We start from the raw sequence: 18,592 nt of genomic DNA on the forward strand, positions 1-18,592 counted from the left end.
GGTGCTTAGGGACGAACGCGGATGATCGTTTTTCCTTTGCCACGTTTAGTTGGATTGAAAGCAGCAACTGCCTCGTCGAGGGAGGCGATGTTACCGATGTTTGTCTGCAACCGGCCTTCCCGGAACCGGTGAACGACCTCATTCAATTGGAAGCGATTTGCTTCAACAACGAAGTCAATGGTAGTAACGTTAGCAGGCTGCGCCTCAACCGGGCCGGCGATGGTCACCAGCGTTCCACCGGCACGGACCACTCCCAAAGATCGCTTGGCGATGTCGCCGCCGAGGACATCAAAAACCAGGTCTACCCGGTCAATAGCTTCCAGCTTGTCGTTATCGAGGTCAACATACTCCTGGGCACCGAATTCAGTGGCCGTCTTACGACCGTCTGCCCGCCCGGTACCGATGACGTATGCGCCAGCTTCGCGTGCGAGCTGTACAGCCATCGAACCCACTATGCCGGCCGCACCATGTACAAGGACGCGTTGCCCCGCCTGAAGGCGACCATGGTCGAACAACCCCTGCCAGGCAGTAAGACCCGGCATCACCAGGGCGGCACCCACTGTAAAATCAACATCACCCGGCAGCGGTGCCAGGTTGCGCGACTCAACGGCCACATATTCCGCCAGGGTGCCATCGCGATACCAGTCTGTAAGACCGAACACCCGCTGCCCCACCGATAACCCGGTTGTGCCATAGCCAAGGGCAGTTACCACGCCGGCCAGTTCGTGGCCGGGGATCGCTGGCCTCCGGTCATGGTCGGCACGATCTGTCCAGGTGGAAGGCCACGACAGTTCATCGCCGGTGATACAGGCAGCGTGCACCTGCACAACTACATCGTTTATAGTAGGCTGCGGCTCAGGCCGTTCCACCAGTTTCATACCGGCTGTTCCTGCAGCCTGATCCGTTACAACGATCGCTTTCATAACAGGCCTCCTTTTTTGTTTACCGGCAGGCACCCTTTCAATGAAGGCGTGTTGCCATACATTACTATTTTCATTTTTTTAGATTGAAGTGATCACTAGGTATTTTACCTATTGCAAAAATAGACCCACAAAAACTGCAGGAATTCCAGTTTTGAACGCTAAAAGTCCGGATTTAAAAAACAGACTACATTTCTATTATGATGTTTATATAGAACCAGAAAAGAGGACGGTGTGACAATATCTTAAAACTGCCGGTTGATGTATGCATTCGAAGTTGATATGCAATTACTATTCCTCTGGTGGTGAGAAATATTTTACCATCCACAGGCATAATTTTTTCAGCTTAATATATGTTCGTTCCCCCACCGCCTTTTTTATAGCAGCTATACATAATTGAAAAATAAAGCAGGGAGCAGGCTCTAATCGCCGCTTTTCAACGGGTCGTTAACAACCACCCGCGCTGCATTTTTATGCATTTATTTTCTTACTATAAAAACAGACAAATATGTTTTACCACGTAAAAGAATTACAATTCAATGCACGGGTATCTAAACCTGATCCTGCATTTGCATCGCTTTTATTGGAACAATTTGGTGGTGCCAACGGTGAACTCGCTGCTGCCCTCCGGTATTTTGGGCAGGCATTTGGCGCGCGGAAACCATTTCCCGACAAATATGACCTGCTGATGGATATTGCCACCGAAGAGTTCAGTCATCTTGAAATAGTGGGTGCTACTATTCAAATGCTGCTCACCGGCATAAACGGTGATCTGAAGAACGCAGCTGAAAATTCCGAGATCATGCGATTGCTCGATGGCAAAGCCGCCAAAGAACAAATGATACATGAAGGTATGGTGGCCCCTCAGTTCCTCGTAGGCAGCGCAGGCACCCCGGCTTTTACCAATACACAGGGCGTTCCCTGGACGGCCGCCTATATCAATGGCGATTGCACCGGCGATCTTACTGCAGATCTTAGAAGTGATATAGCAGCTGAATCACGCGCCAAAATGGTGTATGAATACCTGTTACAGTTTACAGATGATCCTTACGTAAAAGAAACGCTGATGTTTTTAATGACCCGGGAAGTTGCCCACTTCCAGATGTTTGAAGCAGCATTGGAAAACATTAAGCCAAACTTCCCACCCGGTGTATTACAGAGTGATCCCCGGTACAGTAATCTGTATTTTAATATGTCTACCGGAAATGATTACACGGGTCCATGGAATACCGGTAAAACCAGTGAAATGGGAGAAACGTATCAATATGTGGAAGATCCCATCAGGTATGTAATGGAAACGCATGGCTTACAGGGGCAGCAACCACAAGGCACCAACCGTACCATGGAAATGGTAGAGCAGGCCGACCGGGAAATGAGCCAGCAGCGTAGCGAAGAAATCAATAATGCCGCCCCTATCGATGAAGAACAGGAATGGAATATGCCTTCAGATAAAACGGATGAAAAAGGGAAAACAAGATCAAAATCAAAAGGTAAAGGAAAAGATAACATATAGTTACTATGACAAGTTATAGCCAGAAAAGTACATCTCCGGACTTGCAAAGCAGGCTTGTAATAGATATTGTTTACTATACAGATCCGCTTTGTTGCTGGAGCTGGGCATTGGACGCTCAACTGACCAGGCTGGAAAAAGAATGGCACGGCATCATTAATTGGCGCTATTGTATGGGCGGATTGTTACCCGCCTGGGACCATTATACAGACAATTACAATAGTGTGCAACGGCCTGCCCAAATGGGCCCGCTATGGATGCTGGCCAGTAAAGAACTGGATATTCCCATAGCCCATCGAATTTGGGTAGAAGACCCGCCGGCATCGTCGTACCCGGCCTGCATAGCCGTAAAATGTGCACAATTGCAATCGCAAAAAGCCGGAAAGCTATACCTGTATCTTGTTCAAAAGGCCGTTATGCAATACGGCCTGAATATTGCCCGGCAAGAGGTATTGTTGCAGGTGGCACAAGGCGTGGCTGAGATAGACAGGCAATTTTCGTTAACACAGTTTAAAGAAGACATGCAAAACGACCGGGGCCAGGAAGCATTTCGTAAAGACCTGCAAGAGGTAAAGTACAGCGGTATTAACCGGTTCCCTTCGCTGCTTATAAAGCAGAGTGCAACACCCGGAATTTTGATAACAGGTTTCAAACCAGCGGAACAATTGCTTCAGATCATAGAAAATGTTTTTTGATTAAGAACCTAAATAATAGTTTATGGAAACGATGTATAAAGCAGACAAGAGAGAAGGCAAGATGGCAAAAATACTTGAAGAACAAACTTCAAAATTACCATCCGACGTGTTCCTTTGGGCATCGGTTGGCGCCATGACAGCGGCATTTGTATTACAACTTGCCCGTCAAAAACACATGAGCTTATTTATAGGCCAATGGGCAGCGCCTTTCCTGTTATTCGGCATTTACAACAAGTTGGTAAAACAACGCGGGCACGACAAAATAGACAAAGCCTGACATGTAAGTGACATTAATCTAAAAAAAGGATCATATAACCTATGATCCTTTTTTTATTGAGCCCCGTTTCGATATCACTATTGTGCCTTTTCAGTGAGGTCGTGCCTCTACCTTCACCGGTTTGCTTTACATGGAATAATATTCAGATGTTTCAGGAATACCAGGAGTTAACATTCAGTTAACATACCTTGTCTAACTTTCTTGTGCAAACGAATATTCCATAACCATTAAACTTTCAAAATGAAAAGAATCATTTTCATTCCATGCCTCTTTTTGCTCTTTACGGCCTGTAAGAAAAATGTAGTTGAACCTACTGCCACCTCCTCCGAACCAACCGCGCTGTATCAAAAACTTCAGGAAGCAGGATTTTCAAAAGAACACATCAAGGATATCGGCAAATATTACCTGGTAGAAGGTGATATGTTATTTGATAAGAATAACACTGATATGGATTTTTTTGATGAGTATTTCAAAGACCAACCTTCTGCTACCGGTGACAAAAGCGGAGCGCGCCACTTTGTTACCCCTACCCAGGTGTCTCAATACAATATTGAGAACATGAAAATGGACATCGCCGAGTTTAATTTTGGTGATGAAATTCTTGACTGGAAGAAATCATCCGCTACTGCTATGGGCTACTGGGCGGGCATAGCTAATACCAGCATTAATTTCGTAAGGTATCCTTCTTCTTATGGCGGCGACAGGTTTATCAATGTAGTTGATGATGCGGGAACACTTCCCGACAACGTTATTGCTGCCGCAGAATTCCCATCTTCCGGCAACCCAGGCTTCCAGATCAGGATCAATCTGGACTTTTTAAGCAACATGACGGTATCATCGGGCCAGCGCGTATACAACCTGGTACATGAGCTCGGTCACTGCATCGGGTTCCGCCATTCAGACCTGGCCAATTATACCGAGGCGCAAAATGGTGCTATTGCCATTCCTACTACGTCAGCAGGTATTGACAATTTCTCTGTAATGAAAGCAGGGACTGCCCTTAACAGCTGGGCCGGTTTTTCTTCTGATGATATTGTTGCTGCCCAATCTGTGTATCCGGTGGGTCTTGGTTATTCTAACTGGCTTACGTCGCCTAATAGTGGTAAATACCCTGGTTACAGCCACTATTTTATTCTCGATTACAGTGATCCTATCAACATTACCTGGAATGCTTCTCTGGTAAGCACACCTACGGTAACATTACAGGTTTTTCAAAATGGCGTGTTTAAACAAACCATTGGTATTGGAATACCTAATACCGGATCTTACAGTTATCCTATTATGAATGTGGTAGGAAATGGCGCCCACAGTGCGTATGAAATACAGGTAAAAATTATTTCAGATGCCAGCTCATTTGTTACTGACTTCAGTTCTATGTTTGATATTGTGTCTGACTAGTTGATAATTAGTTTTTATGTAAGAGGCTGTCTCGAAGAAATTTGGGGCAGCTTCTTTTTATTGGCGTCCAAGCCTACCCAAAAGGATCGGCTATCCGCCGTATATAGTATAAAGCAGACCACATACAGCCGTAGGGATCACAAGGCAAAAGCCTATAAATCATATTGATTTATAGGCTTTTGCAGGTATGGTTGGCCGGTACCATTTCTTTTTAGCGAAAAGATGCTTTATTTTAGGGCCAAAAGAACATGGGTGTTAAAAGAATTGTTGCCAATATCGCTACGGCAAACGTTATCGATGCAGGTAAATTTTACGGAGATCTCCTCGGTCTCCATGAGCTGATGAACATCGGCTGGTTCGTAAGCTATGGCGCGGATACAAAAATGACTGTCCAAATCAACTTTGCTTCAGAGGGAGGCTCAGGAACGGTCGTTCCCGACTTATCTATTGAAGTAGACGATGCAACTGCAATTTATACCGATATGAAGCAGGCCGGGTTTACGATTGAATATGAATTAACGGACGAACCCTGGGGCGTAAGAAGATTCTATGTGCGTGATCCGTTCGGAAAGCTTGTAAATATCATGTCTCATATCTAAAGGGCTGAACAGGTAGAACTGAACGAAAAAAATTGCCCCCAATAAGTCAGACACTTAAGGGGGCATTATACATTTACTTTGGAATTCCTTTCTTTATTAGTCTTTTAATCCCAGATACGTTTTTACCGCGGAATAATTAGACCAGTCTATTGGAGAAGCCAATCTTGCCGTAGTATTGCCGGGTACGATCATATACCGGTATTGTTGATACTTCTTACCATTGTTGGTTAAGGTACTCGCATCAAAATTAGCATACAACTGAATATTCTGCGTATAAGCCGACACCTGGATGCTGGACTTGGTATATACATCAAAATAAGGCATCGGATAAATAACCGGATCGCTTATATCCTTGGTATTGATGTACGCTTTTACATCGGCGGTACTCAGCAGGGCCGCAGTAAGTTTAGGTACGTTAATAGTTGCATAGAAGCCGATCGTATCAATACCACCGCCTGCGGTGTGGAGGGTATCGGGCATAAACGGCACATCCAGCCATGTGGAATAGATCACACTGCTGGAGCCGGTGCCGGCATCACCTTTAGGGCCAGCAGGACCGGCAGGACCCGCAGGGCCAGCTGGACCAACGGCGCCATCGGAGCCATCTTTACTGCAAGACATCATGAACACAATTAAAAAAAGCCCTGACAGGAGGACTAACGGTGAAATACGATTACAAATTTTCATACTTGAGAAGGTGTTAACGGTATGAAGCGTTAAGGATTCATACCTGATTTTGATTTTCGGACGCGAAAATACACATTCTACTGAACACTTTACAGGATTGCAGAGGATTCGAACCTTCACAAAGGGTCGCCGCATAAGCATCTTCTTGAGATTTGAGATTTTTATTGGATATTTACCACCCATTCATCATATTAATTATTTAACCCAGATATCCTATAAAAGATGTCGCAGCATTTGTTTCAAAAATTGTACTGGATACCCGTATTTATTGCATGGTTATTCATTTTATTGAAATACCGTAGCATCCTTAGCTATAAGTTTAAACTGCTGAAGCCGGCCAACCGTTCTTCTAAAGCTTTATTACTTCCATTGATGGCCATCCTGGCTGCGTTGATCACATTGGCCCTGGTATTGCCTTTTTCATACGACGAATCTTTTACCTTTACGCAATTCACTTTCCCCGGTCCACAACAGGCTTTATTTAATTACCCGGCCCCTAATAACCATGTTTTTCATTCATTATTGACCTGTATTACCTGGTTTATTTTTCAATTTACACATTCAGAAATCGCGGTAAGAATACCAGCCCTGTTCTTTTCTGCATATATTTTGTATTTTGTTTTTACCCGATACCTGGAAGGAAATTTATACGCAGCTGTTTTCTTTGGCATTTTGTACCTGTTCTCACCTAATATTATTGAATTTGCATTTCAGGCCCGTGGCTATTCTATTCAGATCTTCTGTAGTCTTGCTACTTACTATTTTATAACTGATAAAAAAACGATCAGCAATCTGCCTTTCTTTGCCAGACTCAATCTCGTATTACTGCTCACAACTATTGGGCTGTTCACCAGTCCGGCCTATCTCTATACAGCAGGCGGTATTTACCTGATGTTTGTTACACTTAACATCAGGGACATCAAAAAAGAACCTTTTTCTTTTGCCTTGATAAATATTTTTTATGGGCTTACCGTTGTTTTATTATATACTCCTATTATTGCTTCTAAAGGTTTACATACCATTGTGGCCAATCATTGGGTAGGCCCGGTTGACGGTTTCACACTCAAAAACGTACTGGAACATTTAAACAACCTTGTCAAATTTTTAACCCTGCCCCAACAACTGGGTTGGATCGTGATCGTTTTATTTGTTTTGAACAGTATAAAACAAAGGGCATATTACAACATGTATATATTGGTTATACCGGTAGTTTTAATGTTCCTACTTAAGCAGCTTCCGGTTTACAGGGTCTTTCTGCCTATTGGTTGCATTATGTTAATAAATGCCTGCATGGCAGTAACCGGCAGTAAATTATTTCAAAGGACCACAGCTATCCCACTCTCCTTTTTACAACAGGCGCCGGCCATAGTACTGATTGCAGTCAGCAGTGTGCTGGGCTATTATTATTTTGATAATTATCACCCAAAGGACGATCTGTCACACGCCTATCGATTTAAGAAAATACAGGCTGTGCTCCCTTTACATGACAAGGTATATTCTAATGCCCTTGGCGATAGCTGGGCTATTTGGGAGATCCTTTCGGCATCTACGAAACTCCGTGGCATTGAATGGATACGCGAAATTGAAAAAGATATAAAGGAGTACGATCTTAAATCGGCCCTTATATTATCAACCGTACCATTAGAGAATATGAAGGTCATTGATTCAACGACAGATGCCGATGGCCGAAAGATACTGATAATGGAGGGTGGTAAGTAGTAAATCATTTGCGCCGGTACTATACAGTGACTAAGTAACTTTAGTTTTTATTTAGCTCTGGAATTTGATAAAGCAGAGCTACTATATTTGCCGAAATAATAGAAAATGGAACACTTGTTTAGGTTAGCCGAAAGAGTCACTGATCATTTAAACGAAGAACTAAAAGCTAACAAGCAGTTGACAGACTTTATATCGTTCACAGAATCCGTAATAACAAATACGACTGTGAAGATCCTGTTTTCCAACGGAAAGAAGGATAAGATCGTTTGTTATCTTAGTCTTCATCCCCTTGATATGCCCTGGAATTTTCAGATTAAAATAAATATTGACGCAGCTCCTGAATTCGAACTTAATAAATGGAAACAGGAAAAGGCAAAAGATAATGAGGTCGCTTATGAGGTCTATCCAAACCTATTAAAAGACCCGGAAGGCAAAGGAGATGAACTTGCAAAACAGATTTCAGCCGATGTGATGAGCGTCTTCAAAGAAATTAAGTTAAAATAAGGACAGGAGATTATGGTTACACAGATCCTGATTGGTATTTGTCTTTAAATTTTTTTCGCCAGGGTGCATCGATTTCCCAGTCTCCAGCCATAATACAACCATAAGGCATGATCTCATCTACCACTTCGCCAAGTCCGAATTCCTGCATTTGGCGTTTTACCGAATGGGCATCTTTATAGGCACTTGGTAATTCAGAGACATCTATGTTGTTGGAGAAAAATCTAATATCAAGCCCCTGCGTTTCTTCCGCAAAAACCTGTTCAATAGTTTTGCCGGCTTTTGTCCTTTTATGAGCTTTTCTACTTACGTTTCTACCCGCCCCGTGCGGTGCAAAACCCAGGTTGCTTTCAGTTGTTTGTCCCTTTACAATCAAAACAGGCATACTCATATTCAAAGGGATCAGGCGCAAGCCATTTTTGCTATCAGGAACAAATTTGTCATCCAACGGCGTGGCGCCTTTGGCGTGATAAAACAGGTCTTCGTCCTTAAATACAAAATTGTGTTCATTCCAGAACCTGTCCACCAGATCTATTCTTAGCTTTTCAAGGGTGGCATTATGAATAGTGGTATGATTAAGTTTTGTCCAGTCTCTTACTATTTGTAACGCCTCCCAGTATGATTTACCTTCATTGGTATCATAGGGTATCCAGGCATTTTTAGGAAGCGTTTGGGGAGAGATGTCTTTTCTAAACATTTCAGCCACTTTCATTCCCTGTGTATAAAGGTTTGCTCCAAAGCCACGGCTTCCATGGTGGGTTACCATCATCGTTTGGCCGGTTTGTTTCGATACACCTACGAATAAAAAGTGGTTGCCATCGCCTTGTGTTCCTAAATGAGATTTTGCCAAATTCAAACCCGCCTGATTGTTAAAGAATTTGTTTGCAACAATTCGCGCTTCCAGGTCTTTTGGCAGTTCAGAAAACTCCAGCCGCCCACCGCCACCAAAATGCGTAACAGAATGTGCTTTATCTAAAACTTCTTTAGGAGATATGTTGCCAAAATTAGTCATCATTACAGAACAACAAATGTCTGCACTATGCATAGCCGGGTGAATAGCGTTTTTTGCGGCCACTACCCCGCCTACAGGAATTTGCCCAACTTCCCCGGTAGGACATGCATCAGGCATTACAACACCCTTTACCAATGTCGGAGTCCTCATTAGCACATTCATTGTATCAAAAACCTGTTGCACATTTGAGATTTCGGCCTCAGTTTCTGCTTTAATATTCTTATGAAAAGGTAACGGCTCGGCAAACGGATCAATAATAGCCGGTGCAATAGTCCTAACGTATGAAGCAAGGGCTTCCCCTTCCAGGTTATGTTGATTCGCATATTCAATTGCTTCTTTAAACCATTTTGAAGGTCTGTAACCCAATTCAATAAGTTCCTTTCCGGTTATCATTTTGTTAGTATTATTTCAGGGATATGTTTATCACTCAATTCCTGCTGCAAATTGAGACCGGTCTACGCAATGCATCTGCGCAGTATAGAATATTATTTTTTTTGATCTATTTTAGCCTTTCAAAGCCTGATCATTTATGCAAAAATCCCTGCCCCTTACACTTCTTTTATTAATAGCCGCGCTGTTATCCCTATCCTCCAGTGCTCAATTGGGCATCATAAAAGACCCCGATGGCTTCTGCAATGTAAGGGCCGAGGCCAGCAATCAATCCAAAATTGAAGACACCCTTACAAACGGACGGTTTGTTTTGGCACTTGAACAAGAGGTAAAAAACAACTGGCTGCTGGTAGATTATCACAAAGGAAAAGACCTCCACTCCGGTTATATACATAAATCGAGGATTGTATTTCTGAAAGATCTTACCGCCTTCAATGAAATTACGGCCACAGATACCCTGGCTAAATGGCAATTAAACGAAATGCAGATAACTATTAAGTCGGGACCATTTTCAAAAGCGAACAGAAAGATAGATGGTAAAATGGCCTGGGGTAACGATGGCCGTGTGCCCCGCACTGAATATAAATCCATCCAGTTTAAATCAGGCACACAAACGCTTAATTTCCCTAGATCAGGTTTCAATGACCTGTTTGAGATTAGCCCTGTTAAGCATACAGCTGTAACTCTCGATAAAACTACCGGCAAGGTGTATATAGAGGCAGAAAACAGCGATGGCGCCGGCTCATATCTTGTAGTTTGGGTAATAAACAGCGGTAAAATTGAATGGCGGGAAGAGTTTATTCCGTTTTAACCGGGAAAAAATGGAGTAACAAAATTCCCATTCTGTAGCTTTAAATGAATTCAAACCTGCTTTAAGAGAACCCAAATAAGACATAAGGAATTAGTTCCCGAAACTACCTTTATTTATTTTTCTAATACTAATAAAGCTATCCACGCGCAATCCACGTACAAGCAACACACTTCCATTTGAATTTATCTCATTTAAACTCGCTACTGACATATTGCACAGAAGGCAAGCCTTTTTCCATTCCTTTGCTTTTATCAAAATAGGATTGAAGGAGTCTGTCAAGCGAAGAAATGATCTCATTATTTATGGCCTTACGGGTGATGAACTGCCGGTTGTAAAACCGGTCGCTGAAATTCAACAGCTGTTCTATTTGCGATACACCTGAATACGGGAATAATGATGGTGTTTATTGAACCGCAAAGTTGATGCATCTTGCCCGGCAAAAAGTAGCCAGATTGGTAATTGTTGTAGTCAGGCAGGGGTTTTCGTATAAATCTGTATATTGTTGCATAATATGAAAGAACAAAAAGGGAAACAGGAGGGTTTACAGCATGATGAGCTGGGAATAAAGATCCGCTCAAACGACAATCCTTATCTTTCAGCCGATCTTCAAAAAAAGCTGCTGCAACCTCGCAAATTATCTTCTTATTTTATTGTATTAATTGAAAGCGGCACCATAACATACAATATAGACTTACAAGATTTTACGCTTACTGACGGGCACTTGCTTTTTGCAATGCCAAATCAACTATTGACGCCACCCGCTAAAACAGATAATCTTAAATATTTCAAGCTGCTGTTTGATGAAAATACATTGGCATTGTTGCCACAACAATTTTCCTTTTTAGTGAACCCACTAAACGCTCAAACCATAGTACTTGACAGTGCTGTAAAAGAAAGAGTAATAAAGGTGTTTGGAATTTTAAATCAGCTATTTCTCCTGGATAAACAGGAGACCGACACTGAAATAATATTAGCTTATTTGAACACCTTGCTATCAGAATTAAACAGCGCTTATTTCAAAAACAGGGAACCTGTCAATCTCTTAAACACCAACCTTTCAAAGTTCATCGAGTTCAAATTAGTAGTGGAAACATCCCTTACAGAGCAACCTTCTATCAATGCAATTGCAGAAAAATTAGCTTTATCTACAAACAGTTTATACCGAATTGTAAAAGAATATTCCGGAACATCGCCAAAAGATTATTTCATTAACCGTTTGATGACCGAAGCGCAAAGAAAATTGCGTTACTCCAATACCTCTATCAAAGATCTGGCCTACGAATTGGGTTTTAATGACCCTGATTATTTTTCAAGGCTCTTTAAAAAAAGCACTGGAAAAAGTGCAAGTGATTTTTTGCCCAGGCAGGATTTGTCGGGGGAATAGAGTGAATTGTCCATTTCCGCTATTTTTTGGCCTGCTACTTTTGCCTTATAAAATTCATACAGGAAATGAAATTTGCATTAGTAACAGGAGCTAACAAAAGCATTGGCTTTGAAGTGGCACAGCAGCTTGCCCAAAAAGGAATTTACGTTTACCTCGGCAGTCGCAATTTAGAAAATGGCCTTGAAGCTGTTGGTAAATTAAAAGCGAATGGCTTAAACAATGTAGAAGCTATTCAGCTCGACATTACAGATGACGAATCAGTAATGAAAGCCCGTAATGAAATAAGTAAAAAAACAAAAGTATTAGACATACTTATTAATAATGCGGGTATCCATGGTGGTTCTCCACAAACGGCACTTGACTCAACTATTGATCAGTTTAAAGCAGCTTATGATGCAAATGTTTACGGCGTGGTGCGGGTTACACAAGCATTTATTGATTTATTGAAAGAGTCGTCAGAACCTCGTATTGTAAATGTAAGTTCAAGTCAGGGATCAATTACCCTGCACAGCGATCCAACATATAAATACTACGACTACAAAGGCGCTGTATATCTTTCTTCAAAATCAGCCTTGAATATGTACACTGTTGTTTTGGCATACGAATTAAAAAATACCAACTTCAAAATAAATGCCGTTTGCCCGGGGTTTACAAAAACAGATTTCAATAGACATCGTGGTACCGGAACTGTTCAGGATGCCGGAAAACGGATAGTAAAATATGCGCTGATTGACAATGATGGCCCAACGGGAAAATTTTTTAGTGAGGAAAATAATCCGGAAACAGGAGAAATACCCTGGTAACCTCAAAAAAAAGGACCGTCCTTGCCGAGACAAGACGGTCCTTTTTAATTTTATACAGTTCTATTTTCCGGCGAGCGCCTGCTTGCCAAATTCAATCAATTGCTGTCCATCTACATACCCTACCTGTTTCATAACCATTTTACCTTCAGGGGTAAAGTACAACAGGGTAGGATACACGGTTACATCCCATTTTTCAGCCAGTTCTTCTCCCTCTCCTTTTTCCATATCAACCATATAATTGATAAAATTCCCATTGTAAAATTCCGCAGCCTCTTTGTCTTTGAATGTAACCTCTTTGAGTTGACGGCATGGAGTACACCAGGCAGTATATGCGTCCACAAAAATGTATTTGCCATTTTTCTTTGCCAAAGCTGCTACGTCCTCCCATTTTCCATTTACAAATGATATTTTCTTTGCAGCCGGCGTCCTGTTTTCTTTTTGCGCAAAGACCATGCGTGATCCGATTGTCAACCCAATTAGGCAAATGACTAAAAATACCCTACTGCTCCTGGCTTCCGACATGATTTCTTAGTTTAAAGGTCCTTTTTAATAGTGGCCGCTACGGTTTTCAGGAGATCCGCGTTCATCCGCTGTTTGAAATCAGGATTGATATATTCAAATTGTATTACGCCTTTTTTGTCCAGAATATATACAGAGGGTACGGGAAGCAGTAAATCGATGTCTTTTCCATGGGTGGATTTTAACAATGTTTCCCAGTATCCCATTGGCGCTTTGTAAGCGAGTCCGAACTGTTTAGAAAAGCTAAGGTCTGCGTCTGACAACAAGGTAAAAGTTAAACTTTCTTTTTTTGCCGATTCCATAAGTCCTTCGGGCGCATCCGTACTAACAGCGATCAATTGATAGCCCAGCTTTTCCAGTTCCGGCGCAGTTTGTCGCAAGCCGGAAAGCTGTTTGGAACAATAAGGACACCAGCCGCCACGATAAAAGATCAATACGGTTGGTTTTTCAGAGACCGCCTTGTTCAGATCAAAGATCTTCCCGGAAACATCAGGCAGCTGCGTCACAGGGATCTTCTCACCATTGAGCAACGGACTGATATCTTCCGGCTTTTGCGGAGTTACGTATGATACCTGTTTCAAATCACTGGACTGATCATTCTGTGCCTGGGCCAATCCTGCTGAACATGCCAACGATATGGCAACTGCTATAGATTTAAGTCTGACGTTCATTGTACTTTTCATTTTAAGAGTTATTGGGTTAATTGCCTGTACGTTTTACTGATACTTACATTTAAAAAAACTAACAAGGGAACGTTTTTGTGCTTCCTAAATTGTAAGTAAGCATACCGGTAACACAAAAATAATGTGAGTTATAACCAGCCAGGATGTTTTTATTTCCCGGTTTGTTGTAGAAATTTCCCGGCTTAATAACCTTGCACAGCTCAAGCATCTAGTATTTTTACTATAACCAGCCCGTTACAGTGAATATTTTACATTTGCACCCTATTAAGCTCTTTTTATCGTTAACCAGTAACCAATAACTATAAACAAGTAATGTCAGAACAATTATACTTTTTCAAATTCGATAAGGAAATTGCAAGAAATAAACTATCTGCTTTGATCAATGAGGATGATAGTTTTTCTTACAAACAATACCTCTCTGAAAATCCCGAAAGCGAAGAGAAAATCCAGTTCAATAATGTAACAAACAAGATAGAGGAAAACATTGAGCTGCTCTCAACCGAGGAACTCTGGAGCCTGTATAGTTGGTTTTCTGAAAGAATCGAAAAACTAAATACCGATATTAAATACGACTATTTAGATGATAGAGCGCTTGAGGAAATGCGTAATTATGGTTTAGATTTATTCTACGACTTTCCTACTACAACAAGCGTAAGAATTTTTTACGACTTTTTAAGAGATTACGATACATTAACAGATCATTGGATTGAAGATACTTGCGGACCGGATGAATTAAATGGGTTATTAAATTATATTATTTGCTATACCGGTGAATTGACGCTTTTCCTGAACAAGTATTATTATGAATGGGAAGATGGTTGTGAGGAAAACTTGAAAATAGAACAATTAATTCACGATATCAATTCAACGTCCAATAGTTATTTTCATATTTTGGCATTATTAGAATTCGAAAACCCATTGGAGCATTACAATGAGACTATGCAATTAGTTCCTAAATTGACTGAATTTCGTCAAGCCAACAAGGATAAATCTTCTTATTCACTACCTACGGAATTGTATGAAATCGAAAAAAGTGTAGGTAAAATGCTCAATGTTGCATCCTTACTACACATAGCTTCATACATTAAAGAAAAAATCAAGAACTATAATGGGAAAATCACAAGAATACATTCGTTTTAAAAAATAACTATCGCTAACAAATAAACTTCGCTAACCATCACAGAAAAAGACTACTTATCGCGACCGATTTAAAAGTGCGATGAGAATGAAATTTTGTTATCCTATTTCCAGGCACCCAGCAATCTTCTGAGTACAATAATCTCTCCGGTATGATAACTGGTATGATCCGCGATCAACATCGCTTCCCGCAACAGATTCTGTCCATCTCCGTGTGCAAATGGTTTATACAGGTCTACATCAGGATCATTCAATAGTGCTACAAATTCCTTCAGGTCACTTTTAATCTGCGCCAGGCTATGTTTCCAAGAGGCATCGTCTTTGGGCGCTTTTTCCTTTGGCCAGTAATCATCTGGCCAGTTAGGAGAAGTATGTTTCGCATTACGGGAAAACTCAAGGATATCCCATTGTGTAATGCGAATGTGCTCTACCAGTTGCCAGATACTATAAGGCATCCCCTCAGGCACCTCTCCCCTCAGAGTAGGCGGTAGTCCTTTTACAGCATCCTCAAAGGTTGCATGTGCATGTCCGCCGGCAAGGAACTGTTCCAGTGTCTTTACGATCTCTTTTTCATGATTGCGGGCCGTAGTCATATTAAAGACAATTTAAGTGATAATATGTATAGGCATGCACTAAAAGAATGCCAGATCAAAAAATCCGCCGGCTATTTTCTAAATTTGAGCGTTGGCAATACACATTATTGCTGCCCCGCTTTACTTTTAAAGTCCGCGAGGGTGTTTCCATCATAACGGCACAACACTCCCTCAGATGTATTAATCCAAATACTTCCATCGTCAGCTGCAAAAAGCCCCAATAAAGTTGAAACGGGTACTCTTAACATAATTTCCGTTACTGTGGTTTTTTTATTGTACAAGGACTTTTGATCATAACGGGAAAGTGCCCAGACACCCCCATTCCCACCAGGATTTACCTGACGAGTAGTCCAGATGTTTCCTTTTTTATCTTCGACTATAGCATTAACACCTCTCTGCGATACGTTTGTAAAGGTACTGCCGTCATAGCGCCAAAGACCTTTGTCACGCCCACCGTTGACACGAAACCAAATATTGCCGTTTTTATCTTCGATTATCGACCAAACGTTGTAAAAAGCCTGGCCTTCATGAATTAAACGGGTAAACGATTTTTCGTCATAAACGAAGGCTTCACCCGTTTTTGTGCCAATCCATAATTTCCCCGTTTTATCTTCAATGATAGTAGTAATATCATTATTGGAAAATCTTTCTTTAGTTGTAAAATTTCGAAAAGATTTCCCATCGTAACGGCTTAGTCCACTTCCCCCGAACCAAATATTGCCGGCTTTATCTTCGTAAATACACATAACCGCATTATTAGCAAGTCCCTCCCTGGTTGTAAAATGTTGAAAGGATTTCCCATTGTAATAATAAACGCCTGAATCAAGAGAAGCGAACCAAAGGTTTCCGCGTCGATCTTCCAGTACGTCCCAGAATCTCTGCAAACCTAGTTTATCTGTGAGATTAGTATATGATTTTCCATCGTATCGAAAAACAGCGCCACCAAATAAGCTGTTCGTGCCAGCAATCAAAATGCTTCCATTTCTCTCTTGCCTTATATTACTAACCATTCTGAGAGGTACGTAGGTGTAGATTAGGTGAGACCCGTTGGAAGTGACCGTGTCTTTGGTTTCGGACTTGATAATATTCTTTTTTACCTCTGTGCGATTCTGTCCACAGGAAGTGTGAAAAACAGACATTAAGAACAAAGTATAGAGGAGTACGTATTTCATAATTTTTATATTTAATTATTGGATCAGAAAAATTGCCAGACCTGGCTGCTGCATTACTTTTTTAGATATTGAGCTGGTAAACGACGTACAGCGAAACTACTTTGATCCTCTCAGCCTGAAGGATTACGATTGTAAATTAAAATGTAACCTTTGTAAATTATTGTAAATAGATGGACGATGAACGGATTGCGATGCAAAGAAGATGACTAAGCTGCTCAGAAACAACAACTTGCGTTTCTTCAATCCTCACCAAAACGTAAATAAAAAATCAAACTCATGGAATGGAAAGATACTGTTACTGTCATTACCGGTGCCAGCTCCGGAATTGGCAAAGCCACTCTTGAACTGTTAAGAAATGAAGGTAGCCTGGTATACAACCTTGATAATATGCCATCTGCACAAGCTGACCCCTATTTTATTGATTGCGATGTAAGAAATCGACTGAATGTAGAGCAAGCCATTAAAACGATTTATGACAAAGAAAAAAGAATCAACTTTCTGTTTTCAAACGCCGGGCGACATCTTTTCGCAAATATTGAAGACACCAGTTATGAGCAACTTGAATCACTGGTAGGCATTAATCTGATGGGTACTTTCTATCTATTAAAAACAGTGATCCCTCTTATGAAACTGCAACAAAAAGGTAGTATTGTTCTAATGGGTTCCGATCAGTCCTTCGTTGGTAAAGCCAATAGTTCCGTATATGGAATGACCAAGGGCGCCATTGCTCAACTCGCCAAAAGCACCGCTATCGACTATGCTCCATTTAACATAAGGGTGAATTGTATTTGCCCCGGAACAATTCAAACGCCCTTACTCGATAATGCCGTAAAACAGTTTGTAACCCTTTCAGGACAGGAAACAACTGCAGTATATGCTTCGCTGGATAGCGTTCAACCACTAGGACGTATTGGCCGACCCGACGAAATTGCCAGGACTGTTCGTTTCCTTTTATCGGATGATAGCTCTTTTATTACAGGAGCATTGATTGCTGTAGATGGTGGGTATACGTGCCAGTAAGAACAACATTAATCATTTTGCCTGCATCGTGTCAGAAGCGGACAGGCATAATCAGAACTGGCCTGAATATATTTAATAATGGAAACAGTAATCTAATTGTAAAATATGTGATTACTATTCAACAGCAGCTTCATTAATTATTACAGCCAGGTCAAGGCCATGTTGTTCATAAACATGCTTTGCTTTATTAAAATCGAGATGGCGGCCCGGATTACCATGGTTGGGAATATGATAAATCTCATTTTCTTCTCCAATAATAAATAAATTTAATTCATCTGCAATTTTACAGACATTCGCATACAATGCATCATCCGGCCCTACGCAGTCTATAGAGCTTCTATTTTTATCTACTCCACAAACATAGCTCCACCCTTTAGAAGTATTATATAGTATTACCGGATAAAAGAGATTTGTCCAGGTGCCCGATTTATCAAAGTTGTAAGAAGGATTATTTAAACAAAAATTTTCAAGTTTGTCAACATCTACCGGCACATTATCAATGGCGGTCATTATTAGGCTATAGGACATTTTATTGTGTTTATTACAGTCAAATGTAAACTACTTTTTTGGGATCAGCCATGCTTCTTTGTAACTCGTTCCTTTCCGAAGGAATTGTTTTTCAACCAACCAGCGATTTTGCTCCGCCAATTTAGTCGGGGTGGCTGCACAAATTTCGAACCATTATTTAGAGAATTTGATGGAAATTCAAAGGCTTAAACAGTTTTCAGGAAGGAGAAGTTCAGAATTCTATTTTACATTTTT

General features: G+C 41.2%; 20 protein-coding genes. 12 read left to right on the plus strand and 8 right to left on the minus strand.

Features of this window, described 5'->3' with window-relative positions:
* Positions 1–5: 5 nt before the first annotated feature.
* The gene (locus BMX95_RS12155) at positions 6–923 is read right to left on the minus strand and encodes an NADP-dependent oxidoreductase (RefSeq protein ID WP_081202355.1); all 918 of its coding nucleotides are present in this window, start codon (positions 921–923) and stop codon (positions 6–8) included.
* A gap of 505 nt (positions 924–1,428) precedes the next feature.
* Here BMX95_RS12155 and BMX95_RS12160 point away from each other — a divergent pair.
* The 5 genes from BMX95_RS12160 to BMX95_RS12180 all read left to right on the plus strand — a co-directional run bounded on the left by BMX95_RS12160 (position 1,429) and on the right by BMX95_RS12180 (position 5,399).
* On the plus strand, positions 1,429–2,433 hold the full coding sequence (locus BMX95_RS12160; RefSeq protein ID WP_081202354.1) for a manganese catalase family protein: 1,005 nt from the start codon (positions 1,429–1,431) through the stop codon (positions 2,431–2,433).
* A 5-nt stretch (positions 2,434–2,438) separates the two neighbouring features.
* Positions 2,439–3,125: a DsbA family oxidoreductase gene (locus tag BMX95_RS12165; protein WP_081202353.1), complete on the plus strand. Its 687-nt coding sequence runs from the start codon at positions 2,439–2,441 to the stop codon at positions 3,123–3,125.
* Between the two features lie 22 nt (positions 3,126–3,147).
* Positions 3,148–3,402: a hypothetical protein gene (locus tag BMX95_RS12170; RefSeq protein ID WP_081202352.1), complete on the plus strand. Its 255-nt coding sequence runs from the start codon at positions 3,148–3,150 to the stop codon at positions 3,400–3,402.
* Positions 3,403–3,642: 240 nt separating this feature from the next.
* Complete coding sequence (locus BMX95_RS12175) at positions 3,643–4,800, plus strand: M57 family metalloprotease (protein ID WP_081202351.1); 1,158 nt, start codon at positions 3,643–3,645, stop codon at positions 4,798–4,800.
* A gap of 248 nt (positions 4,801–5,048) precedes the next feature.
* Positions 5,049–5,399, plus strand: a complete 351-nt coding sequence (locus BMX95_RS12180; protein ID WP_081202350.1) for a VOC family protein — start codon at positions 5,049–5,051, stop codon at positions 5,397–5,399.
* A 96-nt stretch (positions 5,400–5,495) separates the two neighbouring features.
* On the opposite strand, the gene BMX95_RS35310 is transcribed toward BMX95_RS12180, so the two are convergent.
* A complete protein-coding gene (locus BMX95_RS35310; RefSeq protein WP_207631648.1) occupies positions 5,496–6,023 on the minus strand; it encodes a hypothetical protein in 528 nt (175 codons plus the stop codon).
* Positions 6,024–6,308: 285 nt separating this feature from the next.
* On the opposite strand from BMX95_RS35310, the gene BMX95_RS12190 reads away from it, so the two are divergent.
* Entirely contained in the window at positions 6,309–7,805 is a 1,497-nt protein-coding gene (locus BMX95_RS12190; protein WP_081202348.1) for a hypothetical protein, read from the plus strand.
* Between the two features lie 105 nt (positions 7,806–7,910).
* Positions 7,911–8,309: a hypothetical protein gene (locus BMX95_RS12195; protein WP_081202347.1), complete on the plus strand. Its 399-nt coding sequence runs from the start codon at positions 7,911–7,913 to the stop codon at positions 8,307–8,309.
* Between the two features lie 16 nt (positions 8,310–8,325).
* Here BMX95_RS12195 and BMX95_RS12200 read toward each other — a convergent pair whose 3' ends face one another.
* Entirely contained in the window at positions 8,326–9,711 is a 1,386-nt protein-coding gene (locus BMX95_RS12200; protein WP_081202346.1) for an RtcB family protein, read from the minus strand.
* A 136-nt stretch (positions 9,712–9,847) separates the two neighbouring features.
* Here BMX95_RS12200 and BMX95_RS12205 point away from each other — a divergent pair, with 136 nt between their 5' ends.
* The 3 genes from BMX95_RS12205 to BMX95_RS12215 all read left to right on the plus strand — a co-directional run bounded on the left by BMX95_RS12205 (position 9,848) and on the right by BMX95_RS12215 (position 12,706).
* Positions 9,848–10,519, plus strand: coding sequence for an SH3 domain-containing protein (locus BMX95_RS12205; protein WP_081202345.1), 672 nt, complete (start codon positions 9,848–9,850; stop codon positions 10,517–10,519).
* A 511-nt stretch (positions 10,520–11,030) separates the two neighbouring features.
* Positions 11,031–11,903 carry a helix-turn-helix domain-containing protein gene (locus BMX95_RS12210; RefSeq protein ID WP_081202344.1) on the plus strand — a complete coding sequence of 291 codons (873 nt, stop codon included), beginning with the start codon at positions 11,031–11,033 and terminating at the stop codon, positions 11,901–11,903.
* A 65-nt stretch (positions 11,904–11,968) separates the two neighbouring features.
* Positions 11,969–12,706: an SDR family oxidoreductase gene (locus BMX95_RS12215; protein ID WP_081202343.1), complete on the plus strand. Its 738-nt coding sequence runs from the start codon at positions 11,969–11,971 to the stop codon at positions 12,704–12,706.
* A 60-nt stretch (positions 12,707–12,766) separates the two neighbouring features.
* On the opposite strand, the gene BMX95_RS12220 is transcribed toward BMX95_RS12215, so the two are convergent.
* Together BMX95_RS12220 and BMX95_RS12225 are read right to left on the minus strand one after the other, a co-directional pair.
* Positions 12,767–13,228, minus strand: a complete 462-nt coding sequence (locus BMX95_RS12220; protein ID WP_081202342.1) for a thioredoxin family protein — start codon at positions 13,226–13,228, stop codon at positions 12,767–12,769.
* An 11-nt stretch (positions 13,229–13,239) separates the two neighbouring features.
* A complete protein-coding gene (locus tag BMX95_RS12225; protein WP_242673184.1) occupies positions 13,240–13,896 on the minus strand; it encodes a peroxiredoxin-like family protein in 657 nt (218 codons plus the stop codon).
* A 324-nt stretch (positions 13,897–14,220) separates the two neighbouring features.
* Here BMX95_RS12225 and BMX95_RS12230 point away from each other — a divergent pair, with 324 nt between their 5' ends.
* Entirely contained in the window at positions 14,221–15,048 is an 828-nt protein-coding gene (locus BMX95_RS12230) for a hypothetical protein (RefSeq protein WP_081202340.1), read from the plus strand.
* Positions 15,049–15,149: 101 nt separating this feature from the next.
* On the opposite strand, the gene BMX95_RS12235 is transcribed toward BMX95_RS12230, so the two are convergent.
* Positions 15,150–15,638, minus strand: a complete 489-nt coding sequence (locus BMX95_RS12235) for a DinB family protein (RefSeq protein ID WP_081202339.1) — start codon at positions 15,636–15,638, stop codon at positions 15,150–15,152.
* A gap of 104 nt (positions 15,639–15,742) precedes the next feature.
* Positions 15,743–16,810: a ligand-binding sensor domain-containing protein gene (locus BMX95_RS12240; RefSeq protein ID WP_081202338.1), complete on the minus strand. Its 1,068-nt coding sequence runs from the start codon at positions 16,808–16,810 to the stop codon at positions 15,743–15,745.
* 276 nt (positions 16,811–17,086) lie between these two features.
* Between BMX95_RS12240 and BMX95_RS12245 the strand changes: the two genes are divergently transcribed.
* Positions 17,087–17,830: an SDR family NAD(P)-dependent oxidoreductase gene (locus BMX95_RS12245; protein ID WP_081202337.1), complete on the plus strand. Its 744-nt coding sequence runs from the start codon at positions 17,087–17,089 to the stop codon at positions 17,828–17,830.
* A 114-nt stretch (positions 17,831–17,944) separates the two neighbouring features.
* Here the strand turns inward: BMX95_RS12245 and BMX95_RS12250 are convergent, their stop codons facing one another.
* Positions 17,945–18,340, minus strand: coding sequence for a hypothetical protein (locus BMX95_RS12250; protein ID WP_081202336.1), 396 nt, complete (start codon positions 18,338–18,340; stop codon positions 17,945–17,947).
* Positions 18,341–18,592 lie beyond the last annotated feature (252 nt).

The organism is Niastella yeongjuensis, assembly GCF_900110245.1.
Taxonomy (GTDB): Bacteria; Bacteroidota; Bacteroidia; order Chitinophagales; family Chitinophagaceae; genus Niastella; species Niastella yeongjuensis.